The sequence below is a fragment of the Vibrio sp. ER1A genome (assembly GCF_000733315.1).
Lineage (GTDB): Bacteria > Pseudomonadota > Gammaproteobacteria > Enterobacterales > Vibrionaceae > Vibrio > Vibrio mediterranei.
On the sequence record NZ_JPJA01000088.1, the window covers coordinates 252,843 to 271,602 of the forward strand.

The 18,760-nt window shown below is 44.1% G+C and carries 16 protein-coding genes and 2 pseudogenes; 11 read left to right on the plus strand and 7 right to left on the minus strand.

Features of this window, described 5'->3' with window-relative positions; translation table 11 throughout:
• Positions 1-332: 332 nt before the first annotated feature.
• Positions 333-839, minus strand: coding sequence for a DUF3087 domain-containing protein (locus HW45_RS16850; RefSeq protein WP_038228376.1), 507 nt, complete (start codon positions 837-839; stop codon positions 333-335).
• Between the two features lie 144 nt (positions 840-983).
• On the opposite strand from HW45_RS16850, the gene HW45_RS16855 reads away from it, so the two are divergent.
• Both HW45_RS16855 and HW45_RS16860 read left to right on the plus strand, forming a co-directional pair.
• Complete coding sequence (locus HW45_RS16855) at positions 984-1,418, plus strand: helix-turn-helix transcriptional regulator (protein WP_051868181.1); 435 nt, start codon at positions 984-986, stop codon at positions 1,416-1,418.
• A gap of 60 nt (positions 1,419-1,478) precedes the next feature.
• A complete protein-coding gene (locus tag HW45_RS16860; protein WP_038228380.1) occupies positions 1,479-1,868 on the plus strand; it encodes a VOC family protein in 390 nt (129 codons plus the stop codon).
• Positions 1,869-1,960: 92 nt separating this feature from the next.
• Here HW45_RS16860 and HW45_RS16865 read toward each other — a convergent pair whose 3' ends face one another.
• From HW45_RS16865 to uraH, 4 genes are all read right to left on the minus strand, one after another.
• Complete coding sequence (locus HW45_RS16865; RefSeq protein WP_038228382.1) at positions 1,961-3,322, minus strand: 8-oxoguanine deaminase; 1,362 nt, start codon at positions 3,320-3,322, stop codon at positions 1,961-1,963.
• Positions 3,323-3,462: 140 nt separating this feature from the next.
• Positions 3,463-4,872: a nucleobase:cation symporter-2 family protein gene (locus HW45_RS16870; RefSeq protein WP_006070604.1), complete on the minus strand. Its 1,410-nt coding sequence runs from the start codon at positions 4,870-4,872 to the stop codon at positions 3,463-3,465.
• Positions 4,873-5,038: 166 nt separating this feature from the next.
• Positions 5,039-6,382: an NCS2 family permease gene (locus HW45_RS16875; protein WP_038228384.1), complete on the minus strand. Its 1,344-nt coding sequence runs from the start codon at positions 6,380-6,382 to the stop codon at positions 5,039-5,041.
• 249 nt (positions 6,383-6,631) lie between these two features.
• Entirely contained in the window at positions 6,632-6,985 is a 354-nt protein-coding gene (gene uraH / locus HW45_RS16880) for a hydroxyisourate hydrolase (protein ID WP_006070606.1), read from the minus strand.
• Positions 6,986-7,344: 359 nt separating this feature from the next.
• On the opposite strand from uraH, the gene puuE reads away from it, so the two are divergent.
• From puuE to HW45_RS30360, 6 genes and pseudogenes are all read left to right on the plus strand, one after another.
• On the plus strand, positions 7,345-8,277 hold the full coding sequence (gene puuE / locus HW45_RS16885) for an allantoinase PuuE (RefSeq protein ID WP_038228386.1): 933 nt from the start codon (positions 7,345-7,347) through the stop codon (positions 8,275-8,277).
• Positions 8,277-8,792, plus strand: coding sequence for a 2-oxo-4-hydroxy-4-carboxy-5-ureidoimidazoline decarboxylase (gene uraD / locus HW45_RS16890; RefSeq protein ID WP_006070608.1), 516 nt, complete (start codon positions 8,277-8,279; stop codon positions 8,790-8,792). Before puuE ends, uraD begins: the two co-directional genes overlap by 1 nt.
• A 158-nt stretch (positions 8,793-8,950) precedes the next feature.
• The gene (gene alc / locus HW45_RS16895) at positions 8,951-9,937 is read left to right on the plus strand and encodes an allantoicase (RefSeq protein WP_038228388.1); all 987 of its coding nucleotides are present in this window, start codon (positions 8,951-8,953) and stop codon (positions 9,935-9,937) included.
• 20 nt (positions 9,938-9,957) lie between these two features.
• The gene (locus HW45_RS16900; protein ID WP_038228392.1) at positions 9,958-10,527 is read left to right on the plus strand and encodes an ureidoglycolate lyase; all 570 of its coding nucleotides are present in this window, start codon (positions 9,958-9,960) and stop codon (positions 10,525-10,527) included.
• Between the two features lie 21 nt (positions 10,528-10,548).
• Positions 10,549-11,485, plus strand: a pseudogene (locus HW45_RS16905) (urate hydroxylase PuuD); the annotation flags it as partial.
• 71 nt (positions 11,486-11,556) lie between these two features.
• Positions 11,557-11,811: pseudogene (locus tag HW45_RS30360) on the plus strand (urate hydroxylase PuuD); the annotation flags it as partial.
• 60 nt (positions 11,812-11,871) lie between these two features.
• On the opposite strand, the gene HW45_RS16910 reads toward HW45_RS30360, so the two are convergent.
• Positions 11,872-12,192 (minus strand): hypothetical protein, encoded by a 321-nt coding sequence (locus tag HW45_RS16910; protein WP_152559685.1) that lies wholly within the window; start codon positions 12,190-12,192, stop codon positions 11,872-11,874.
• A gap of 416 nt (positions 12,193-12,608) precedes the next feature.
• On the minus strand, positions 12,609-13,646 hold the full coding sequence (locus HW45_RS16915; RefSeq protein WP_038228396.1) for a LacI family DNA-binding transcriptional regulator: 1,038 nt from the start codon (positions 13,644-13,646) through the stop codon (positions 12,609-12,611).
• Between the two features lie 225 nt (positions 13,647-13,871).
• On the opposite strand from HW45_RS16915, the gene HW45_RS16920 reads away from it, so the two are divergent.
• The 3 genes from HW45_RS16920 (at position 13,872) to HW45_RS16930 (ending at position 18,444) form a co-directional block, all read left to right on the plus strand.
• Positions 13,872-15,653: a glycoside hydrolase family 36 protein gene (locus HW45_RS16920; protein WP_038228398.1), complete on the plus strand. Its 1,782-nt coding sequence runs from the start codon at positions 13,872-13,874 to the stop codon at positions 15,651-15,653.
• 68 nt (positions 15,654-15,721) lie between these two features.
• Positions 15,722-17,086: a melibiose:sodium transporter MelB gene (gene melB, locus HW45_RS16925; protein WP_038228400.1), complete on the plus strand. Its 1,365-nt coding sequence runs from the start codon at positions 15,722-15,724 to the stop codon at positions 17,084-17,086.
• An 878-nt stretch (positions 17,087-17,964) separates the two neighbouring features.
• Positions 17,965-18,444, plus strand: a complete 480-nt coding sequence (locus HW45_RS16930) for a DUF1456 family protein (RefSeq protein WP_038228402.1) — start codon at positions 17,965-17,967, stop codon at positions 18,442-18,444.
• The last annotated feature ends 316 nt before the right edge of the window (positions 18,445-18,760 follow it).

Genomic DNA, 18,760 nt, shown 5'->3' on the forward strand with positions numbered 1-18,760 from the left:
GTACTGGGTTGGGTTTACTTTCAAAGAGCCAATGAAGTGGATAAATAAAAACAGATGTTACTTGAAGGTTAACTTAAAGTAAAATTAAGTATGTCATATATAAATCAATGAGTTATTTAATATGTTGGTCATTGTGTATTAATTGGTTAGATTATATTTCAAAGTGACCGGTGTGTTAGTTGGTTGGCACTGGTTTATGGGGGGTTAATAAAAGTCTGAGGATTTGTTTGTTATTGAAACAGAGTGTTTCTTTAGAAAGTATCGCCTATTAAATATATTATTTAAAGGCGATGTTCAATTGATGGTGATATTTGTATGTGGCTTAATGAATATTAAAATTGCTTCAATATTGCTGAGTCGTAGTCGCTGACATTAATTGTCACACCGTACTTTTGTATCCACTCGTCAAGGTTTTCCTGTGCAGTGTTTAAGCTACTTATGGTGATAGTGTTGTCATCAAGCTGCCAAAGTTGGCGCGACCCTTCATAGCTGAACTGAAGGGCTAACATCGCATCAGCGTTGCCTTGTTCGGCGGCGGCTAGCAGCTTGCGATTTTTGCGATAAATGAGATTCAGTGCTTGTTTCAGTTCCCAAACATAAACGACCTCTTTCATCTTGGGTTGGGCTTTGAGTTTTAGAAGAACAATAACAAGCCCAATAGCACTAACTATGACGCCTAGAAGGTTCCAGTGAAAGTGAGAGCCAGAAGGAGAAGGGAAGAGATAAATCAGGGTTTGTGAAATCGCTAAACTTGAAATTGCTAAGGTCGCGATACAAGCGATTATGACGATGTTTAAACGAGAACGGTATAACTGCTTATCGATAGTTTGTAATTTCATCTTCCATCCATTTTAGTTCGCTATCTTTCTTATGCTGACAGCAAGAGTCTGCCGACGATTATACACACTTGCTCGTACTCATAAATCATACCGATTGAGATTTGTTTGCCTAGCAATTAAGGCCAAGTCGTGTGTTAGACTTTGATGAGTATTTTGGAAAGGGACAGAGTCCAAGTGGCACCTTCTAACAAAACATTCTATGAACAAGAGATTGACCGTCTCTACAGTGAATCTCCCATAAAGGCCAAGCAGTATTTACTCATTCGCCAATCCAAAGCCTTCATGGAAAAATTTCACTCAGAGAATATTGAGTTGAACGACTTAGCTAAAGCAGCGTTGATGTCGCGCTTTCACTATGTGCGCATCTTTAAAAAGCTTTATGGTGTCACACCCCGAAGCTATCTCAGGGATATGCGCATTGCCAAAGCGAAAGCACTGTTGCGAGAGGGGCACCAGATTACCTATACCTGCTTTGAAGTGGGGTACGAAAGCGTAGCGACGTTTTCCTTGGTGTTTAAAAAGTGTACGGGTTATTCACCAAGGGAGTTTCAAAAGCGCAATAAAAGCAATCTAGAATAAGTTTTCCTATGACTTCTTGGCTATCTTTTAGTTATTCCATTACATCTAAGGTAAATATGAATGATTAAAATTGCTTTAACGAGTGTTCCTGTCAACGATCAGGACAAAGCATTAGACTTCTACACCAACATGTTGGGCTTTGTGAAGAAGACGGAAGTACCTGTAGGTGAGCACAAATGGTTAACCGTAGTATCTCCACAGGAACAATCGGGTGTTGAACTACTACTTGAACCCATGGCATTTGAACCTGCCAAGTTGTATCAACAATCTCTTAAAGAGGCAGGTATCCCTTGGACATCGTTTGCTGTTGATGATATTGCTGCAGAATACGAAAGAATGTCTGCTCTTGGTGTCGAGTTCTCCATTGCGCCAAGAGAAACGGGCACTGTGATGATTGCAGTACTTGATGATACCTGCGGCAACTATATTCAGTTGATGCAAGAAATTTAACGCATTACATCTCGTTAGAAGTTATTGATGTGAATAAAAAGGGTCTCACTAATAGTGAGACCCTTTTCCATCGTGATAACTCAATGAATAAGCTACATACGTAATGCTGCTTGTCTTAAGCGGAGTGCGGCGGCTTTATGTCGCTTAATGAGCTGTGGCATATCCACGCCCATAACGGCACCATCGTGAACTCGCCATTGACCAGCAACCATCACACGGTCTGCCTGTTGAGCTCCGCACAATAGTAGAGCAGCGAGTGGATCGTGGCTGCCAGAGAAGCGAATGTCATCGAGCTTAAACATGGCAATATCTGCTTGTTTGCCGACGGCGAGTTCGCCTATATCTGTGCGACCCATGGCGCGCGCTGATCCTGATGTTGCCCAGCGAAGCGCGTCAAAGTGCGTTACGTTGTTAGAGCCATAGCGAAGGCGTTGCAAATACATCGCCATACGAACCTCAGCTATTAGGTTTGAACCGTCATTGGAGGCTGAACCGTCTACACCCAAGCCTACTTTCACGCCAGCTTTCTCAAGCTCGTTATTTTTACAGATACCAGAAGCTAGCATCATATTAGAAGTAGGGCAGTGACTTATTCCTACCTCTGCTTTACCAAGTCTGCGAATCTCTTCACTGTTAAAATGGATACCGTGAGCTAACCAAGTGCGCTCATTAAGCCAACCTACGTCCTCAAGGTAATCTACCGGACGCATACCAAACTTCTCAAGACAGAAATCTTCTTCGTCCAATGTTTCGCAGAGATGCGTATGTGTCATCACCGATTCATTTTTGGCGATTCGTGCCGTTTCTTTCATTAAATCAGTGGTCACAGAAAATGGCGAACAAGGTGCGAGCGCGATTTGAGTCATCGCTCCATCTTCACGTTGATGATAGGTATTGATCAAGCGTAAGCTGTCATCAACGATGGTCTGTTCCGTTTGTATTGTGTGACGCGGTGGTAATCCGCCATCATCTTCCCCTAAACTCATCGAACCGCGAGTAAATATGGCCCTTATTCCAAGCTTTTGCGCGGCTTCAACTTGTAAATCTATCGCATGTTCAAGGCCAGTAGGGATTAAATAGTGATGATCCGAGGCTGTCGTACAGCCAGAGAGCAATAGCTCAACAAGTGCCAATTCTGTAGCGACACTCATCATCTCTTCGTCGAGATTTGCCCATACTGGATACAAGCTTTTTAGCCAATGAAACAGCTCTTTGTTGAGCGCGTCGGGGTAAGCTCTAGTTAGCGTTTGATAAAAGTGATGGTGGGCATTCACAAGCCCTGGAGTGACGACATGTTGTGATGCGTCAATAACCGCCGTAATGGTTGTGGTGGGTTCTTGGTTGCTTGCTACTAGCTCGACAATTCGACTGCCTTGTACGACGATACCGCCGCCAGCGTCTTGTGCAGTGCCAGTGTAAATAGCAAGTGGATTCTTAATCCATACGGTTTCCATTCATAGTAATCCTTAGCCATCTCAGCCTTTTCAGGGAAGAGGGTCTTTTTTAAGTTTTTAGTTGATGTAAGGTGCTCTATGTCATTGATTAAGGCATGTCTTAGAGCACGACAGTTATAGCCACTGATTGTTAGCTGTTCTTAATTATTACCTTTTGCAGACAGCTCTGTCTGTGATATTTCTTGGTTTTCTTCTTGTTGCTGAAGTTCATGAATCTCTTGCTTAACCATAGCACGGCTTTCTTCGTGTGCTTCTTGCTCTTCGCGCTTGCTTGATTTTGGCAAGAACTGATGCAAAAGTACGGTGACGATCGTACCAGTTGTAATCCCGGAGTGAAGGAAGTTTGAAAGTTCATGAGGGAAATGCTGAAGTAAGCGTGGCTCAAACGTGACTGCCAGTCCTGATGCTAAGCCAACGCAGATGACAAGGGCATTACGTTTAGTATCAGCCGCTTTAATAAGCATGCGAATACCCGCGTAAGCTATCATGCCAAACATGACAAAACCCACACCGCCTAACACCGGTTTTGGAATCGTTACTGCAATCGCTGCCAGTTTCGGGAACAAACCACCCAAGATGAGCAATCCACCCGTTGCCGCAACAACGTAACGGCTCGCAACACCTGTAATGCCAACAATACCTACGTTTTGACTGAATGATGCCAATGGCATAGCCGTTAAGCATGACGCAAGTGTGCTGCCCAGGCCATCGCCAAGCAATCCGCGCTTAAGGTCTTTACCATCAATCTTGGTGTGACAGTTGTTTGCGAGTGCCATAAAGTCACCAGTCGCTTCGGCGATGACAACTATATAAACCAAACTCATACTGACAATGGCGCTGGCTGAGAATGTAAGACCATATTTAAATGGTTCTGGACCACCTACCCATTCAGCAGTGCTTATTTGGTTGAGATCAACCATTCCCATGGACAGCGCTACGATGTAACCACCGGCAAGGCCGATAACAATAGCTGAAGCCGCAACCGCACCTTTACAATAAACCGATACCGCAATCACAATACCAAGTGACACAGCGGCAAGAAACAGCTTAGGCAAGGTAGCAAATTCACTGCTAACTGCGGGGGCGTCTCCGACCCAGTTCATGGCAACGGGGAGTATGGTTAGCCCGATTAAGGTGACCACGACTCCACTTACAACAGTTGGGAAGAGCTTGCGAACTTTGTCCATATAGAAGCTAGCTAATATGACGACAAACGAGCCAACCAACGCTGCCCCCATAATGCCGGATACGCCAGAATCTTTACCTATGGAGATGGCAACACCAAGAAAGGCAAAGCTTGAACCCATAACAACAGGTAGCTTAATTCCGATAGGACCGAAACCGACACATTGTGCGATGGTGACGATACCAGATGCCAGTAGAGCGGCGTTAATGAGGGAGACAATTTCGTCGTTAGGTAGGCCAATGGAAGCGCCAACAATTAATGGTACAGCGACGATACCACCGATAGAGGCCAGCATATGTTGGACGGCCAGTAAAAAGGTCATGCCGTGAGGCGGTTTTTGGTTCAGGGTGTACAGAAGTTTCATACTTATTCCTTTAGAGAGCGATGAATCGACTCTTCCTTGGTGGTGACATGGTGACTTCTACAAACTGCGTAGTGATAGTTTTCCTGCTCGTCCGTTGTGCTGACCTAAACGGCAGGGTTAAAAACAAGCGGTAACCGTTAAGGCACCATTACCGCTTGATTTTGGGTTAGCCAATGAATACCAGTTTGGCAACGAAAATGGCGCTTAATAGGTACATTGAAATAGAGACATCTTTGGTTTTGCCCGTTGCTACTTTAAGAACGGTGTAAGTGATAAAACCAAGAGCGATACCATTAGCGATAGAGAAAGTAAGTGGCATCATTAGCGCTGTAATGGCTGCTGGAGCACCATTGGTAAAGTCTTTCCAATCAACATGCTGCATACTACTCATCATGACGAACGCGACATAAATAAGAGCGCCAGCGGTAGCATAAGAAGGAATCATACCGGCTAATGGAGAGAGGAAGATTGCCGCTAGGAAAAGAGCAGCGACAACAATCGCAGATAGACCAGTTCTGGCACCAGCAGCTACACCCGCGGCACTTTCTACATAACTGGTTACTGGTGGACAACCCACACATGCACCAGCAACACTAGAAATACTATCGGCTTTAAGTGCTTTGCTTAGTCCTTCAATTTTGCCTGTTTCTTTGTTGATTAGGTGAGCTCGCTCAGCGACACCCATCAGCGTACCTGCTGTGTCAAACATGTTCACAAAAAGGAAAGCAAGAATCACACTGACCATAGAAACGTTAAGTGCACCTGAAATGTCCATCGCCATAAAGGTTGGAGCAATGCTTGGTGGTGCAGAAAAGAAGCCGTTGTAATGGACAAGACCCAACATCATGCCAACAATAGTGACGCTCAGAATACCGATTAGCACCGCACCGAACACGCGACGCTCACTGAGCACTGCGATGATCAAGAAGGCAATAGCAGCTAAAAGCGCATCTGGTTTAGTGAAGTCACCTAGAGAGACCAACGTGGCTGGGTTTTCAACAACAATACCTGCGGTTTTCAGGCCGATAAGACCCAAGAAGAGACCGACACCTGCCGTCATCGAGTAACGTAAACTTTCAGGAATACTCTCAATGATCCACTGTCGTATCTTATAGAAGCTCATACCGACAAAGAGAATACCGGAGATAAATACCGCTCCGAGAGCCACTTCCCAGCTATATCCCATTTCACTGACGACAGTGAAAGAGAAGAAAGCGTTAAGCCCCATACCGGGCGCGAGTCCAACGGGCCAGTTCGCAAACAGCCCCATGAGTAAACAGCCAATGGCTGCACCAATACAGGTGGCGACGAAGACCGCTCCCTGATCCATTCCAGAGGCCGCCATAATGCTTGGGTTGACGAAAATAATGTACGCCATAGTAGCAAAGGTCGTTACACCTCCGACGAGCTCATTTTTAACGCTCGAACCGTGTTGTTTTATCTTGAAAAAGCGTTCAAGCACGCCATTTCCAGCCGATTCGTTGAGCACTTCTGCTTTGCTTTCATTCATTTGAGTAAGTCCTTTACACAATACCCTTAATGTAGAAATTGGGTATAAAGTTTGTTGCTTTTCCTTAAATTGAAAACAGCAGTACCCATGACACCTTGCTGCAGAGTTACTCCAGCACTAGTGCCATTCTCCAAAGAGAGTAGGTTCATTCCAATTTACTTATTGCTCTTTCGCAAAAGAGCGAGCTCTTAGAAGTGCAAGGCTGCCTGTTGTTGTCTTGCACTTGCTACGAGAAGGTTGCTACAGCGATCAACTGCCTCTGTAGGTTGAAAAACTGTAAGGGGAGGCGAGCAGAGGTACATGATAATGCGCATCCTCGTCATTCAATCCAAAGCGAATCACGATATCGTCAAGGAAAGGAACTTGGTCTAGCTCGACACCTTTACGCTCAAAGTAAGGAGCGACATGAAAAATGAGTTGGTATTTTCCAGCGACAAAGTCATCGCCTTCGAGAATAGGAGAATCAGTTCGGCCATCGAAGTTTGTCATTACGCTCTTAATAAACTGACTTTCTTCACCTTCAATACGGAAAAGATCCACTTGGATCTCTGACCCAGGTACACCATTTGCGGTGTCTAGTACATGCGTTGTTAGTCGTCCCATAATTGCTTCGTGCTTACACACGCTCCTTTAATGTCATCTTGTAATTCTGTATACAAAAATCAGGTCTGTTTAATTCTATTGATATTAATATGTACACAATTTACGCCATTAGTAAAGGTTTATGTTATGAAAATGTTGCATCAAAACGGTGCTGAATATGGGTGGAACATGCACCAAAATAGTGATGGTTAAAAATCATTCAAATATAACTTGTTGAAAAATAGCACTATGTTTCTAAAATGTAATTTGATAAACAAAATCTTTACATTGAGATAAATTATTGTATACAATTAAGTAAACCAAAGAGTGAAAGCGCACTCCAAAGAGAGTGCAGAAAAGAACCAAGAAGGAGTCTGTGGATGAATAAGGATTATTCGCGCAATCTCATCGGCTACGGAGCGAATCCCCCTCACCCTAAGTGGCCAAATAACGCACGAATCGCGGTTTCCTTTGTATTGAATTATGAAGAAGGCGGTGAGCGTTGCTTACTGCACGGTGATGATGAATCGGAATCGTTTCTATCGGAAATTCCAGGTGCTATGCCAATAAAAGGTGAGCGCCACATCAGTATGGAATCTATATACGAATACGGAAGCCGCGCAGGTGTATGGCGTGTGCTCAGGTTATTCGAGCAATACGATATTCCACTAACCATTTTTGCGGTTGCGATGGCGGTTGAGCGCTATCCTGAAGTTGCCATGGCGATGAAAGAAGCGGGCCATGAGATATGCAGTCACGGCTATCGTTGGATCGACTACCAATATACCGATGAATCGCAAGAGCGCGATCATATGATCAAGGCGATAGAAATCATTAAGCAGGTGACGGGTGAACGTCCGCTTGGTTGGTATACCGGAAGAACCGGCCCGAATACACGACGCATTGTGGCAGAAGAAGGCGGATTTCTTTACGACTCTGATGCCTATGATGATGATCTTCCTTATTGGCACGCAGAGGCAGGCAGACCTCAGTTAGTTATACCGTACACGCTTGACGTCAATGATATGAGATTTGCTACCGCCCAAGGATTCAACTCCGGTGAGCAGTTCTTCCAATACCTAAAAGATACCTTCGATACCCTGTATGAAGAAGGTGAAACTGCGCCAAAAATGATGTCTGTAGGCTTACATTGCCGATTAATTGGACGTCCGGGACGTATCGCCTCGCTAAAACGCTTTTTAGATTACGTCAGTCAACATGAAGATGTGTGGCTATGTCGCCGCATCGATATTGCCAAACACTGGCATGAACACCACCCATATCAACCCGATGAACAGCAAGGAGCTCAATAATGACACAATTCAAATCATGCACACCGACAACTATGGTACGTGATGAGTTTGTCTCAAGCTTTGCTGACATTTATGAGCACAGTCCTTGGGTGGCTGAGTCCGTTTTTGACGCTGGACTGGATGCAGATGACAACCATATAGAAAGTTTACATTTGAAAATGTCGATGACGCTGCTTAATGCGTCTGAGCAAAAACAACTCGACTTGATCAACGCTCACCCAGATTTAGCGGGTAGAGCAGCGGTCAATGGAGAACTTACCGCGGCATCTACAGCCGAGCAGGCTGGTGCTGGTATTGACCAGTGCTCCGAAGAGGAATTTGCCAAGTTTACTACTTACAACAACAGCTACAAAAATCGCTTCAACTTTCCCTTTATCATGGCGGTTAAAGGGGCCAATCGTTACCAAATTCTTGAATCGTTCGAGATGCGATTAGGCAATGATAGTGAAACTGAGTTTGCTACTGCGCTTAACGAAATCAACAAGATAGCGTTATTTCGCTTGAGAGATATGTAAGTCAAAGGAAAGGCGACTATCTCTTTTATTAACCTAAGCTCGAAAGCCTAAGCTGGAAAATCTAAGCAATGAGCATATCGGCAGATGCCGATAATGGCGACGAGCAAGCAGGTACTCATTTTATTATTAATTGGATTAATTGAACTGGATGACAGGAAATGTCTTTGAATATTGAACAATACATCAACCTTGCAGATGACAAACTAGGCGCAGAAGCGCTATACGCTACCGATGACTTCTTTGCAGACAAGAGTCGTTTACTTCGTCGTGAAGCACCTGAGTGGAAAGACGACCTTTATGACGATAATGGCAAATGGATGGACGGTTGGGAAAGCCGCCGTAAACGTGGCGAAGGTTATGACTTCTGTGTGGTTAAGCTCGGTTTAGCGGGAACGATTGCAGGCCTTGATATAGATACCTCATTTTTCACAGGTAACTTCCCTCCGTCAGCCTCTGTTGACGCTATTTATAGCCCAGATGCTGATCCAACTCATGCGGAAGGCTGGGAAGAAATTCTACCGTCACAAAGTCTAGAAGGTGACAAGCACCACCTAAACGAAATTGACAGCGACAAAGTATATACCCATGTTCGTCTTAACATTTATCCAGACGGTGGTGTAGCGCGTCTTCGTGTCTACGGTAGCCCAAGTGTAGATTGGAATGCTATCGACGAGTTGCAACAAATTGACTTGGCGGCCGTAGAAAATGGTGGTCGTGCGTTGGCTTGTAGTGATGAGCACTATGGTAACAAGTCAAATATCCTTGGCCCTGGTCGTGGTGAAAACATGGGTGATGGTTGGGAGACCGCTCGACGCAGAACGCCGGGTAACGACTGGGTGATCGTGGCTCTTGGACATGCGGGTAATGTTGGCCGTGTTGTTGTTGATACAGCGCACTTCAAAGGTAACTACCCAGATAGCTGCTCAATTCAAGCCGCTTACGTGAAAGGTGGAACAGATGATCAAGTTGCTACTCAGAGTTTGTTTTGGAAGGAGCTACTTCCTTCTCAAAAACTGAACGCACACGATATTCATGAGTTTGTCGCTGAGGTTAACGAGATTGGTCCAGTTACCCATGTAAGACTAAACATCTTCCCTGATGGTGGTATTAGTCGCTTACGCCTATTTGGTACAAAAGCAGACTAAACTTAATAGAGGGAATTTTTATGAGTAATGGTATTCGCCATCTAACTATTGAGCCACTCACTAAAGCCGCATTTGAGCAGTTTGGTGATGTGATTGAAGTTGAAAATAGTGACTATTTTATGATCAATAATGGTTCGACTCGTCGCTACCATAAGTTAGCTGAAGCCGATGTTGAAGAGCAGGGGGGGCGTGCGATCATGAGTATCTTCCAAGCGACCCCGCTTCAATATCCGCTCACTATTTCAATGTTAGAGCGACACCCTCTGGGTTCACAGGCGTTTATACCATTGCTTGGTCAACCGTATCTTATCGTTGTCGTACCAAAAGGCGACAATCCTTCTTTGACTGACTGCCGAGCTTTCTATAGTAACGGTCGTCAAGGGGTCAACTATCACAAAGGCGTTTGGCACCATCCTGTTCTGGCTCTGACCGACCAAGATAAATTTTTGATCGTCGATAGAGCTGGGGAAGGGCATAACTGTGATGAAGTTTTCTTTGAAGAGAACCTTGTACAGTTGGACTTGAAGGGTTTACCGCAAGACATCGATAAGACGAAACAAGATAAGGACAAGCAGCAAGCGACTGTCTAAGCTGCTTTTGAGGAGTGTGTTATGGATCCGCACATGACAGAATGGCTCAACCTGATGATTCGTTGGGCCCATATGATTGTAGGTATCGCATGGATTGGAGCGTCTTTCTACTTCGTTTGGCTTGAGAACAATCTAAATCGTACTAACCCTAGAGACGGCCTATCTGGCGATTTGTGGGCGATTCACGGCGGTGGTATTTACCATCTTGAGAAATACAAACTGGCACCACCAAAAATGCCAGAAAACCTTCACTGGTTTAAGTGGGAAGCTTACTTTACTTGGATTACTGGTGTCCTGCTATTGGGCGTAGTGTATTACCTTAATGCTGAAATCTACTTAGTAGCACCAGGCTCGGGCATTGACTCAACAACAGCGATTATGATTGGCGTTGCAGCGCTTATCTCTGGTTGGGTAATCTACAACCTGCTGTGTAACTCACCTTTAGGTAAAACGCCGGTACTGTTAGGCATCGTTTTGTTCCTAGGGTTGGTAGGTGCAGCCTATGGATTGTCACAGGTGTTCAGTGGTCGTGGTGCATACATCCATGTGGGCGCTATCATTGGTACCATCATGGTCGGTAACGTGTTCTTCGTCATCATGCCTGCGCAACGTGCCTTAGTGAAAGCGATTGAAAACAACCAAGAGCCGGACCCTACATTGCCAGCAAAAGGCCTGTTACGTTCTCGACACAATAACTATCTGACTTTGCCAGTGTTGTTCATCATGATCAGCAACCATTTCCCAAGCACATATGGTTCTGAATACAACTGGGCAATTTTGGCTGCGCTATCAGTATTTAGTATCTTGGTCCGTCACTACTTTAATACACGTCATGGTAGCCAGAAGTTCGCATGGACAATACCAGCCGCTGCTTTGGGTATGGTAACGCTGGCCTTTGTTACATCGCCTTATGCCAACAAACCAGCAGCCCCTGTCGCAAAAGCACCTGTGGTTGAAGCCGGTGATCATCATGCAGACATGCAAGCCTCTGCCGATATTGCGGCTCAAGTAGATGATGGCACAATTGCCTTTGCACAGATTAATGATGTCATTCAAGAGCGCTGTTCGGTATGTCACTCTGCTACACCAACGCATGCTGCTTTCCAAACGGCTCCGGCTGGCGTTATTCTCGACACGCCTGAAGAGATCAAAGTGAATGTACCACGCATTGTTGCTCAAACTGTGACGACGAAGGTGATGCCATTAGGTAACCTAACTCAGATGACAGATGAAGAGCGTGTGTTAATCGGAGAATGGGTAGAGCAAGGCGCTCAGATTCAGTAACTGATGACCTCATTTTTAGTTCGCTTAAACTGACTAGCATATGCTAGTCAGTTTTTTTAGTTAAAAGCAGAATTCAGACGCTGAGGCACAGACACCATAATCTGTCGTAGGTTGTTGTGAAAGCTCGATATCTTCAACGTGAAACTCACCTTCTACGATTTTAACTTTGATGTCAGGTCGACTGTAAAACTCAAATGTGCAGCCAGTAATTACTTCATGGTACATCCCCGATACATCAAAAACGTCTTTTTTAACACTTACTCCTTTCAACTTATGAAGCTTGTTGCCGTCGTTGAAATATTGAGTACTAAACTGGTTATTCTTCATTGAGGTATGAATATGGAAAACCTCTTTAAAAGAATCAATGGTAAATATAATCATAGTTTTTATTGTAGTTTTGAACGGAGCAGGAAGATTATAGGAATCAGTTGGTTACGACAGTCGAGGTTTTGTCAGGGTTTTGTCAGGAAATGCGCTGAATTATAGGTTAATTACTCTATTCACGACGTTGGTTTGAACTGGTTTACTAGGGAATAAGAAGATGTCTGTCTTTTGCGCTGCTCAAGCTGCAGCGCATGGGAGAAGGGCAAAAGGTGGACTAGTTCATCTCATCGTTTTCTCAAAACACGCATCACCTTTTGGCAAAAGGTGAATGCTCAGTCCAAACACTGTCATTACTGCGAAGGCACGAATCTATCGACAGTGCCCACAACATCACATACTACTCCACAGCCAGTTTTTCTAGCTTGGTTGGCTCACGTTCTGATCTATTTATCTTTCGTTAATAACGTATTTCTTCAACGTCCCGCGTAGCTTGAATCTCTTTTGTGAAGCGACATCGGGACGGTATACTTTTTAGTTTCAGCACTACCCAATAGCGCTTCTATAGTGGTTATGGCTATTTGACTAAAATCGACACCAACAGAGCTAAGTGCTGGTCTTTGGTATTGATTGAAAGGACTGTTATCGAACCCTACAATGCCAATTCGATTAAGATAATCGGGATCATGCTCTCTAATGGTTTGAATAAAGCCATAAGCGATAACATCAGCTGCACAAACAAAGGCGTCCGGTCGTGAGGTCATTTCTAGCACTTTCTGTGCAGCTTCCTTTCCTGACTTTTCTGAGAAAAGTGCTTCAAATACAATTTGTTCCGTATCAGCTTCGTACACGGCACTTCGATAACCCTCAAGTCGACTTTGAGCAGAGTGTTTGTTGTCTGAACCACCGATAAAAGCAATGGAGTTAAAACCTTGTTTATATAAGTGCTCAACGGCGAGTCTAGCGCCACCGAAATCGTCGGTGAAAATATTAACACTCGTCTTAGCCTCTTTGATCTCTCGATCTATTACCGCGATTCGATAGTCATCCTCTATCAAGTTATCAATAAACTTGACGTCGTTAGAAAGCCCGAGAAAAACCGCAGCCGCAATGGTTTTTGAATCAAAGTCTTTACGTATTTGTGCTTCAACTTCTTGTTCGTTATCTCCAAACTCTATGAGTTCCACAACAAGTTTATGGTTGTGGTTTTTTGCCGCTTTAATGAAGTTAGAAATTATTCCCATGACATAGGGTGATTCTAATGAACTCAAAGAATCAGTTTCCATATCCACCTCGTAAGCGTACGCATAAAGAGCGATCACGGTCTGTGGTACCCCCTTAAGTACTTGAGCAAAGGCATTTGGTTGATACTTATGTTTCTCAATTACCGATAGAACCTTGGCTTTTGTGTCCTCTGGGATATCAGGGTAGTTGTTGATGACTTTCGATACGGTACTTCGAGAGACTCCCGCGAGCTTAGCGATCTGCGTTGCATTGATTGGTTTTTGAGACATGGCAACCTCTAGTGAATGGCTGCGAAAATAATACCAGCAAAAGAGTTTCTCTCACGAACAAATATCATACGTTCAAGTAGTCAGTTTGTAGATCTGAATCACGTTTTTTGACTAGAGCATACTGAATGTGCGGTGGATCACTTACACGCAAGGCAAATTCCTATAAGTTTACGAACAGCTGTTCGTAAACTTATAATTTTTGATTCGTGTAGATAGAGATAAATAATGAAGCTAGTAGATTATTTGACGTTTGAAGCAACTTGTCTCGATACAAATGCTATAGAAGTAACTGCAACTCCTCGCTTTGATGAGGAAGTAGTGTTTTTAGATATTGAGGTTTCAGCAAAAGAACCCACTAGGTTTCCTGAAGTAACCGTAGACGTCGATTTTCCCTTTATCGATATGCATAGTCTTTGGACGCCATGTCCTCACGGTAACCCAAAGGCATTACGTAATAAGGGTATCCCAGAATGGTGGCCTTACTATTCAAGTCATATTAGTCATGTTGCTCCGGTAGGGTGCTTTTATTCTCAACGTAGCCAAAGCCGCTTGGCTTTTGCATTTTCGGATTGCAAGAACATTGTTAACGTTCATGCAGGTGCATACGAGGAAGAAAATGTTGGCAGAATTAGACTTCGCCTATTTAGTCAATCGAATGAGGAACTGACCTCTTACCGAGGAACACTTCGCTTAGACACAAGAGACATACCAGTATTTGATGCTATTGAATCTATGGCTTTGTGGCATGAAAAGCTACTTGGTGGCGAGCAAATGCAAGTTCCTGAAGCCGCCTTGGAGCCGGTTTATTCAACGTGGTACGCATTCCACCAAGATCTTTCTCAGCAGGAAATTGAAGCGCAGTGCGAGATGGCCGTATCGGCAGGGTGTAAAACAATTATCCTCGATGATGGGTGGCAAACGGATGACAACAATCGTGGTTATAAATATTGCGGTGATTGGCAGGTAGCAACGTCAAGATTTCCAGATTTCGCCCAGCATGTGCGCAACGTTCAGGGTATGGGCATGAAATACATGTTGTGGCTCAGCGTACCGTTCATGGGTAAGGGGTGCGAGAGATGGAACGAGTTTGAAGACTATTTATTGTTCTACAGTGAACAGAATGAAACTGGGACGCTTGATCCGCGCTACCCACAGGTTCGCGATTATCTAGTAGAAACATTCAGTCGAGTAGTGCGTGAATACAATCTTGACGGTTTAAAGCTGGATTTTATTGATGAGTTTGACATGACAAATGCACAAGGGAGTGCTTTGACGCCAGACCCAAACAGAGATACAGAATCTCTTCCAGAAGCAGTAGACATGCTGATGATTGACGTTCGTCGAACTTTAGAAGCGCTCAACCCTAATATAATGATTGAGTTTAGGCAGAGATATATCGGCTCAATGATCCGAAAGTATGGCAACTTGTTTAGGGTTCATGATTGTCCAAATGATCCTATTGGGAATCGAATGGGCATTGTTGATTTGAGAGCTTTTTCAGGTAGTACTTCCGTTCACTCCGATATGTTTACTTGGTCACCTGAAGACACAGTCGAAAGTGCTAGCTTACACTTTATTAACTCCCTATTTGCGGTGCCTCAAATCTCTCCCAACATGCGAAAACTATCAGACTCTCACTTAACGATGGTTAAGCACTGGCTTGGTTTTTGGGTAAAACATAAAGATATTTTAATGAAAGGCAAGATTAAGACTTGCAACCCAGAGATGCAGTACCCAATCGTCGAGTCTTCACTGGATCATGAAAAGGTAGTCGCTGTCTTCTCTGATACGCCGGTTGAAGTTTTTAATGATGGTACAACCAATATAACCATTGTTAATGGCTCCATGAATGAAAGAGTCATTCTTAGAAGCTTTAGCGAGAAATCAGTATCTATCAGCACTTTCGATTGCCTAGGGAAGCATTTAGAAGACAAGACAATGGAACTGAAAGTGGGTCTTACTGAGCTCGCGCAGCCAATCTCAGGTTATATGAAAATTAGCGTCTAATCGATTTAAAGCCTGATAACCCTACAGTCAGGCTTAGTCTAAATTGCAAGCATTTCTAAGGAGTGATAATGAATAACGTGATTACAGGTAAGGTGAGTAATCAAACCAAATGGTCGTTTGGTTTAGGTGGCTTTGGAAAGGATTTTGGTTTGGTGTTAGTAAACATCTTTATCATGATCTACTACACAGATGTCGCCGGCCTTTCCCCGATGTTCCTCGCAGGTATGTTTCTACTTGCTAGGGTATGGGATACCATCAACGACCCAATACTAGGCTATATAGTTGCTAAGACAAATACTCGATGGGGTAAATATAAACCTTGGATACTTGTCGGGAACGTATTAAATGCTGTCTTCTTGGTAGGCATTTTCGCCGCCCACCTTTTCGAAGGAACCGCGCAACTGTGGTGGGTAGTGTTTACCTATGTAGGTTGGGGTATGACCTACACGATGTTAGATGCACCTTTCTGGTCATTAGTCCCTAAGATCACTCTGAATAAAGATGAAAGAGAAGGGTTAATGCCTTATCCAAGAGTATTCGCGACTGCTGCAAGTTATACTGTGCAGGGGGTAGCTGTTTATGCGGTGATGTTTTTTGGTGCGGGTGATGATGGGCGCGGCTATATGCTGTTCGCCGTGTGTGCTGGAGCATTGGCTATTATTAGCGCTTTGATTACCTGCAAATGGGTAGAAGAGTCTTTTGAAGAGGATGAAGCTGCTTCACAGAACTTCAACTTAAAGCAAGCTTTCTCACTGATACTTAAAAATAAACAGTTTCTTTGGCTATTAGCTATTGCGCTTTGTTACAACGTCGGTACTGCTCTTATGGGCGGCTACACACTGTACTTCTATACGTATGTACTAGGTGATGCGACAAAGCTAGCTGTCGCTTCTGCCTATGGCGGTATTGCCGGAGTTGGTACTCTGCTTTTCTTCAAACCTATCGTGAAAGCGGTTGGTCGCCAAGCTCTGTTCTCTGCTTCATTGGTTTTTCCAGTGATCGCTGCTGTTTCTTTATGGTTTGCTGGCAATTACGCACCAGAGTCGAATCTGCTTATCGGGCTTTCTGGTGTATTCGGAGGCATCTCTGGAGCGGTTTACTGGCTAATCATTCTAATAATGGTTGCTGATACTGTTGACTACGGAGATAAAACCATTGGTATTCGTGCTGAGAGTGTGTCTTACTCAGCGCATACACTAATTTCTAAATGTTCTGGTGCTCTTACGGGCTCTCTAATCGGGTTAGGGCTAGCCGCAATTAACTTTGTCCCTAACGAAGTCCAGACTGCTGAGGCGCTAACGGGTTTACAATTCCTATATTTATCTCCTGCGGTACTATGTGCTCTTGGCTTCTTCATCTATTCAAAGTTCTATAAGCTAAATGGTGAAAACCTCGATAAATTGCAAGATGACCTCAGAGCTAAATACGCATAAAGACTATACTGAGTAAAAGTGCCGCCTTATGCTCTCTGGGCGAGGTGGCACTATTAACGGTTGAGTGCAGAAATGTGCACAGAGAGCAGCATTCCTTCATAACAATACGTTGCTCAACAGGCTGTTAGACAAACTCTGGGGCTCAATTGTAAAAAGGTGGCTCTCACAATTGGGTAACACGTTTTCGTCAATCATCTCAGTTCCTTTCAGCGCTACTGACCGATAAATGCCCCAGCCTAAATCCTGTCATTCCTGCGAAGGCAGGAATCTACTGACAGCGTCCACTGAATCATATAATCCACTTCGCAAACAGTTTGACGTGGCTGGTTTTTGCCCCTTTTCGTGTTCACAGCATCCCCAAAAATTACAGTCATCCCCTTGAAAAAGGGGATCTCATTCAGCGCGTCCCGCAGCCGAATTACGTGACTTAGTCGCCAATTTTCAGTCACCTACACGCGGTAGGAGATTCTCACTTTCGTGAGGATGACGGCTATAGGGGGCATGTTAGAAATGAAGGGATGTAGAGCATTTATGTCCAGAGGCTTCATAGAGCGGAAGTTTACATGCGGCACTTTTTTATCAAAGTGCCTCCTAGCTAGGCTTTGCCCCATTCCTTGCCAGTAACGCTCAACCTCACAAATCACTGTAAGGTGGTTTGATCTACTTCTTCTAACCAGCATAGTGTCTATGAAAGTGGGGTGTTACCAACTTAGCCGACTAGTTCGAATAGGCCGTCTTATTTCCTTTTTTTTACCTACCGAAGAAACGTGTTCTCTGTTAGAGTCACCGTCAACTACGCTATTGAATAAAGACACCCACAGATCGCATGTAATTGATGGATTTTTATTCACCCTTAGAACTCATTTTAGGAATCCCTAGTGACTAACAACGAAATTTTACGTCGTATCCAACACGCGTTAAACCTTAAAAACGCACAGATAATGAAAGCTTTCGGGCAGGCCGAAGTCAATGTGGCTCACGATAAAGTGGCAAACTGGTTAAAAGATGAAAGCGACAAATCTTGCGTTAAGATGAAGGATCAAGAGTTAGCGGTATTCTTAAATGGCTTTATTAACCTCAAGCGAGGCAAAAAAGACGGCGAGCAACCTAAGCCAGAAGTCGCATTGACCAACAACATGATTCTCATGAAGCTGCGCATTGCGCTAGACATGAAAGCAGAAGATGTGCTGGACGTATTAGAGGTGGTTGGTATTAGTTTAAGTAAATACGAAATTGGTGCGTATTTCCGCAAGCCAAACAACAAAAACTACAAACAGTGTGAAGACCAACTGCTGTGCGACTTCTTAAATGGTGTGCAGTTTACCAATCGTCCCGATTCTGAAGAGTTTACTGGGTAATTTTTATCTCGAATCGAACGTGGTAATTGATTAACGAAGCGAGAACCATTTCAATTGGCTACTCGCTTTTATCATGTTAAAGATGGATATTAGCGTTTCACAATCACGTCTACTCTTTGTCTTTCTTCAGTAGATACCTATCAAACCACGCTGAAATCTGGTCGGCTTTTAGAATCAAGACACACCGCCCCTATAACCCAACTAAGATAAACCCAAGCTAAAACCTTAAGCCAGTTAGGAGCCTCTATTTTGGTCATTCGAGTAGGGGTACTACTGACACCATTAGTAACACGAATTTGTCGAGTAGACGACACTT